We start from the raw sequence: 6,128 nt of genomic DNA, 5'->3' as shown, positions 1-6,128 counted from the left end.
CCCCACCGCCGCGCGCGCGGGCCGGCTGGGTGCCGCGCACGAGCGGCGCCTGCTCGAGGCGCACGTGGCCGCGCTCGGTCCGTACGACCCCGGGACGGGACGCGGCGTGCTGGTGCTCCCCCCGGCCCGCGGACCGCACCGCCGCCGGGCTCGCCGCCGCGCACGGACGCACCCTCGCGCTGCTCCGCGGCGGCGTGGACGTGCTCGGCCAGGCCGCGCTGTTCGACGGCGCGTTCACCGGGTACGCGGACTTCCTGGTCCGCGACCCGGGGCACCCGACGCCGCGGTACACGGTGGTGGACGCCAAGCTCGCCCGGCACGAGCGGCCCACGGCCCTGCTCCAGGTCGCCGCGTACGCCGACCAGCTCGCCGCCGACGGGATCGCGCTGACCGACCACGCGGAGCTGGTCCTCGGCGACGGCCGCACCACCCGGCACCGGCTCCGGGAGCTGGTGCCGGTCTACCGGGACCGCCGGGACCGCCTGCACCGGCTGCTCGACGCGCACCGCGCCGACGACGCCGCGGCGGCCTGGGGCGACCCGCGGTACCGCGCGTGCGGGCGGTGCGCCGTGTGCGCCCCGGAGCTCGAGGCGCGCCGGGACGTGCTGCTCGTCGCCGGCGTGCGGACGTCCCAGGCGGCGCGGCTCCGGGTGGCCGGCGTCCGGACGGTCGAGGACCTGGCGACGCGCGCCGCGCCGGTCGACGGGATCGGGACGGCGACGCTGGCGGCGCTGCGGGCGCAGGCGGCGCTGCAGTCCCGGCAGGACCACGGCGACGGGTCGGTCCTGTTCGAGCTGGTCGACGCGGCGCCCGTCGGGGCCCTGCCCGCCCCGGACCCCGGCGACGTGTTCTTCGACTTCGAGGGCGACCCCCTGTACTCGGCCGGCGAGGTCGGTCCGGACGGGCAGCCGGCCACGTGGGGCCTGGAGTACCTGTTCGGGGTGGTCGAGGCGCCCGCCTCGCCGGGCGGGGAGGCGCCGTTCCGGGCGTTCTGGGCGCACGACCGCGCGCAGGAGAGGCAGGCGCTGGTCGACTTCCTCGCGTACGTGCGCGAGCGCCGGGCCGCGCACCCCGGGATGCACGTCTACCACTACGCCCCGTACGAGAGGACCGCCCTGCTCCGGCTCGCGGCGCGGCACGGCGTCGGCGAGGCGGACGTCGACGAGCTGCTGCGGGCCGGGGTCCTGGTCGACCTGTACGCCACCGTGCGCGCGTCGCTGCGCACGGGGCAGCGCTCGTCGTCGCTGAAGCAGCTCGAGCCCCTGTACATGCCCGGGCACCGCACGGGCGAGGTGACCACGGCGGGCGACTCGATCGACCAGTACGCGCAGGCCTGCGCGCTCCGCGACGCCGGCGACGACGCCGGGTGGCGCGCGGCGCTGGCGGCGATCGCGGCGTACAACGCGTACGACTGCGCGTCGACGCGGCACCTGCGGGACTGGCTGCTGGCCCGCGCCGCCGAGCGGGGCGTGCGGCCGCGGCCGGCCGCGCCGGGCGGCGCCCCGGACGTCGCCACCACCGGCACCGGCGACGCCCCCGAGCACGACGCCCTCGTCGCGGCGCTCGCCGCCTACGCCGACGACCCGGCCCACCGCGACGACGACCCGGGCCGCCGCACCCCCGACCAGCAGGCCGTGGCCCTGCTGGGCGCCGCCCTCGGCTACCACTGGCGCGAGCAGAAGCCGTTCTGGTGGGCGCACTACGACCGGCTGTCCGCGGACCCCGCCGACTGGACCGACCCCCGGTCCACCTTCGTCGCCGAGCACGTCGAGGTGGCCACGGCCTGGCACACCCCGCCGCGGGCCCGCACCCAGCAGCGCCTGCTCCGGATGACGGGGCGGCTGGAGCCGGGCAGCGAGCTGCGCGCCGGGGCCACCTGCTTCGGCCTGTTCGACTCCCCCGCGCCCGAGCACGCGGTCCCCCCGCCGCACGCGAGCCGCGGGTGCGCGAAGGGGTTCACCGTCGTCGAGGTCACCTCGGCCGGCGACGGCCCCGACGCCCGCGACGAGCTGCTCGTCACGGAGCGGCTCCAGGCGGCCTGGGCGCCGCACGACCGGCTGCCGATGGGGCTCGGCCCGACGCCGCCCCCGCCCACCGGCACGATCGCGGCGGCGCTGCGCCGGCTGGCGGAGGGCGTCGCCGCCGGGCTGCCCGCCGTCCCGCCCCAGCCCGCCCTCGACCTCGCCCGCCGCCTGCCACCGCGGACCCGGTCCGGCCGCCCGCTGCCCGCGCCCGGCCCGGGCGGGACGGTCGCCGCGATCACGGCCGCGCTGCGCGACCTGGACGGCTCGTACCTCGCGGTCCAGGGGCCGCCCGGGACCGGCAAGACGCACACCGGCTCGCACGTCGTCGCCGCGCTCGTCGCCGAGGGCTGGTCCGTCGGCGTCGTCGCGCAGTCGCACGCCGTCGTGGAGCACCTGCTGGGCGGGGTCGTGACCGCGGGCGTCGACCCGGCCGCGGTGGGCAAGAAGCCCCGCCCCGGCGCCACCGGCGCCCCCGCGTGGACCGCGCTCGACGGCACCGGCGCGTTCGGCCGGTTCTACGCCGCGCAGCGCGGCGGGTTCGTCGTCGGCGGGACCCTCTGGGACCTCACGCACCCCGACCGGCTGCCCGGCGGCGGGTTCGACCTGCTCGTGGTCGACGAGGCGGGGCAGTTCTCGCTCGCGAACACGTTCGCCGCCTCGACGTCGGCCCGGAACCTGCTGCTGCTCGGCGACCCCCAGCAGCTCCCCCAGGTCTCGCAGGGCCACCACCCCGAGCCGGTCGACACCTCGGCCCTCGGCTGGCTGACCGACGGGCACGACACCCTGCCGCCGGGGCTCGGGTACTTCCTGGACGCGACCTGGCGGCTGCACCCGGACCTGTGCGCGCCGGTGTCGGAGCTCGCGTACGACGGGCGGCTGCACGCGGTCCCCTCGGCGGCCGCCCGCCACCTCGACGGGGTGCCCGCGGGCGTGCGCACGGTGCTGGTCGAGCACGACGGCAACGCGGTCTCCAGCGTCGAGGAGGCCGCGCGCGTGGTCGACGAGATCCGCGCGCTGGTCGGCCGGGCGTGGACGGAGGACGGCACCACCCGGCCGCTCGCCGCCGCGGACGTGCTGGTCGTCGCGGCGTACAACGCCCAGGTGTGGACGCTCACGCGGGCCCTCGCCGCGGCGGGCCTGGACGGGGTGCGCGTCGGGACGGTCGACCGGTTCCAGGGGCAGGAGGCACCGGTCGTGCTGGTGTCGCTGGCGGCGTCGACGCCCGAGGACGTGCCCCGGGGCATGGAGTTCCTGCTGTCGCGGAACCGGCTCAACGTGGCGCTGTCCCGGGGGAAGTGGGCCGCGGTGGTCGTCCGGTCCCCGCGGCTCACCGACTACCTGCCGGGCAGCCCGGCGCAGCTCGCGGAGCTGGGGGCGTTCCTGCGGCTGGGTGCGCCGCCGTCCGCCGCGCCGGGCGCGCCGGGCGCGGTCCCGGGCGTCCCGGCCCCGGGTGAGCGGCCGGCCGGTCTCCCCCGCACGGGCGCGGCCTCCGGGAGCCGCGCCTAGCCTGTCGGCATGGACGTCCTCGCGTGGCTCCTCGACGGCGACCCCGCCATCCGGTGGCAGGTGCTGCGCGACCTGTCGGGTGCCGCCCCGGACGAGGTCGCCGCCGAGCGGGCCCGGGTGGCGCGCGAGGGCTGGGGCGCCCGGTTGCTCGCCGCCCGCGACCCGGACGGGCTGTGGGCCGGCGGCGCCTGCTTCCCCGCGGGCTACCGGGGCGGGGGCCCCGGCCAGCCGTGGACGGCGACGATGCACTCGCTCCAGACGCTCGGCCTGCTCGGCCTCGACCCGGCGTCGCCGGAGGCGCGCGAGGCCGTCGACCTGGTCGCGCGCCACGCCCGGTGGGAGCACGCCGGCCAGCGGTACTTCGACGGCGAGGTCGAGCCGTGCATCAACGGCCGCACCGTGGAGACGGGCGCGCTGTTCGGCGTCGACGTGTCCGGCGTGGTGGACCGGCTGCTCGGCGAGCAGCTCGCCGACGGCGGCTGGAACTGCGAGGCGGAGAACGGGTCGGTGCGGTCGTCGTTCGACACGACGATGTGCGTGCTCGAGGGGCTGCTCGCGTACGAGCGCGCCGCCGGGACCGCCGACGGTGCCCGCGCCGACGCGGTGCGCGCCGCCCGGCTGCGCGGCGAGGAGTACCTGCTCGCCCGTCGCCTGCTGCGCCGGCTCAGCACCGGCGAGGTGGTCGACCCCGCGTACCTCGACCTCGCGTTCCCGTTCTACTGGCACTACGACGTGCTGCGGGCGCTGGACCACCTGCGCGCGGCCGGGTCCCCTCCCGACCCGCGCACGGCCGAGGCGGTCGCGCACGTGCGGTCCCGCCGACGGGACGACGGGCGGTGGGCGCTGGACCGGGTGCACCCCGGTGACGTCCACCTCACGCTCGAGGGCGGCGCCGGCGAGCCGAGCCGGTGGGTGACGCTGCGCGCGCTGCGCGTGCTGGCCTGGGCCGACGGACCGGGACCCGCCTGACCCGCGGACGTCTCACCCCGGGCGGGTGAGCCGGTCCGCGGGCGGCGGGCGGGACAGTGACGTGCGGGCACACCGTGCCCGGACCCGGACCGGCGCGCCGCACGCCGCCGCACGAGGAGGACGACGATGACGACGTTCACCGCCTGGAAGTTCGACACCCCGGAGGGCGCCGAGCGGGCGCGGGGTGCGCTGCGCGACGCCCAGGCCGAGGGCATCGTCACCGTCGTGGACTCCGCGGTGGTGTCCTGGCCGCAGGGCGAGAAGCGCCCGGAGCTGCACCACCACCACGAGGGCGGCAAGCACGCGGCGGGCTGGGGCGCGCTGTGGGGCCTGCTCGTCGGCGGGCTGTTCTTCGTCCCGCTGCTCGGTGCGGCCGCCGGCGCGGGCATCGGGGCCCTGGCCAAGTCGGTCGAGGGCGTGGGCATCGACGAGAAGGACCTGGTCACGCTGCGCGACGAGACCACCGAGGGGACGTCGGTGCTGCTGGCGGTGACCCAGGACGGCGACCTCGACCGGCTCGGCGAGCGGTTCCACGGGCTCGGCTCCCGGCTCGTCGCGACGAACCTGACCGAGGCCGAGAAGAGCCTGCTGCTCGAGACGTTCGGCTGAGCGGCGCCCCGTGGCCGCCGCCGAGCCGCTGACCCGGCCGCGGCTGGTCCGGCGCCGGGCCGGGCACCTCTACGGCCTGGTGGTGACCGGGTCGGTGCTCGCGGCCGCGCCCGAGACGATCGGCCTGGCGCGGCTGGCCGTCGCGCTGGTGGGCACCCTCGCCGTGTACTGGGCCGCCGAGAGCTACGCGCACTGGACGGCCACCCGCACCCTGCTCGGCCGCAGCCTGCACGCCGAGGAGCGGCGGGAGGTCGTCGCGGACGGCGTGCCGCTGGTCGCCGCGTGTCTGGTGCCGGTGGCGGTGCTGCTGGCCGAGGCGCTGCTGGGCGTCGCACCCGGGACCGGGGTCCGCGTCGCGCTCCTGACGAACACGGCCCTGCTGGTCGCGGTCGGCTGGCGGATGGCCGCCGCGGGCGGCGTGCGCGGGGTCGCGCGGGTGGTGAACGCCGCGGGCGTCGGGCTGCTCGGCGTCGCGCTGGTGGTGCTGAAGTACACGCTGCTGCACTGACGCCCGCGGGCCGGTCAGCCGAGCAGCCCCAGCGACCGCCCCCGCGCGACCGCCGCCCGGCGCGTCTGCACGTCGAGCTTGCGGTACAGCGACTTCAGGTGCGCCTTCACCGTGTTCACCGAGACGAACAGCTCGTCGGCGATCTCGGTGTTGCTCGCCATGCTCGGCAGCGCGGCGAGCACGCTCAGCTCCCGGTCGGTCAGCGGCACCGCCAGCGGCTCGGGCTCCGGCGCGGGCTCGGGGGCGCCGACGCGCTCGGCCAGCACCGCGGACAGGGCGTCGCCGCGGCCCGGGAGCACCCGGGCGAGCGCCGCCTGACCGGGCGCGCCCGGGGTGACGAACGGCCGGACCACCCGCTCCGCGCCGGCCACCACGAGCGCGCGCCGCACCAGGTCGTCGGCGAGGTGGGCGGCGTCGCGCTCCTCGGCGAGGTCGGCGAGCAGCAGGCACGCCTCCGTCTGCGTGAGCGCCTGACCGGTGTCCGCCGCCCACCCGGCCGCGACGCGGGCGTG

5 protein-coding genes are annotated in these 6,128 nt (G+C 78.5%); 4 read left to right on the top strand and 1 reads right to left on the bottom strand.

Annotated features, from left to right (window positions below):
• The 4 genes from FA014_RS17240 to FA014_RS17225 form a co-directional block, all read left to right on the top strand.
• On the top strand, positions 1–3,530 hold a 3,530-nt coding region (locus FA014_RS17240; RefSeq protein WP_154730867.1), incomplete at its 5' end, for a TM0106 family RecB-like putative nuclease.
• 9 nt (positions 3,531–3,539) lie between these two features.
• On the top strand, positions 3,540–4,499 hold the full coding sequence (locus FA014_RS17235; protein ID WP_154730866.1) for a hypothetical protein: 960 nt from the start codon (positions 3,540–3,542) through the stop codon (positions 4,497–4,499).
• 126 nt (positions 4,500–4,625) lie between these two features.
• Positions 4,626–5,108: a DUF1269 domain-containing protein gene (locus FA014_RS17230; protein WP_154730865.1), complete on the top strand. Its 483-nt coding sequence runs from the start codon at positions 4,626–4,628 to the stop codon at positions 5,106–5,108.
• 10 nt (positions 5,109–5,118) lie between these two features.
• Positions 5,119–5,616 carry a hypothetical protein gene (locus tag FA014_RS17225; protein WP_154730864.1) on the top strand — a complete coding sequence of 166 codons (498 nt, stop codon included), beginning with the start codon at positions 5,119–5,121 and terminating at the stop codon, positions 5,614–5,616.
• A gap of 14 nt (positions 5,617–5,630) precedes the next feature.
• Here the strand turns inward: FA014_RS17225 and FA014_RS17220 are convergent.
• The coding region (locus tag FA014_RS17220) for a helix-turn-helix transcriptional regulator (RefSeq protein WP_195969343.1) at positions 5,631–6,128 on the bottom strand (498 nt) is incomplete at its 5' end.

Source organism: Cellulomonas hominis, assembly GCF_005239125.1.
Classification (GTDB): domain Bacteria; phylum Actinomycetota; class Actinomycetes; order Actinomycetales; family Cellulomonadaceae; genus Cellulomonas; species Cellulomonas hominis_A.
The sequence above is the reverse complement of the archived record's forward strand: the minus strand, read 5'-3'. Positions and strand labels throughout refer to the sequence as shown.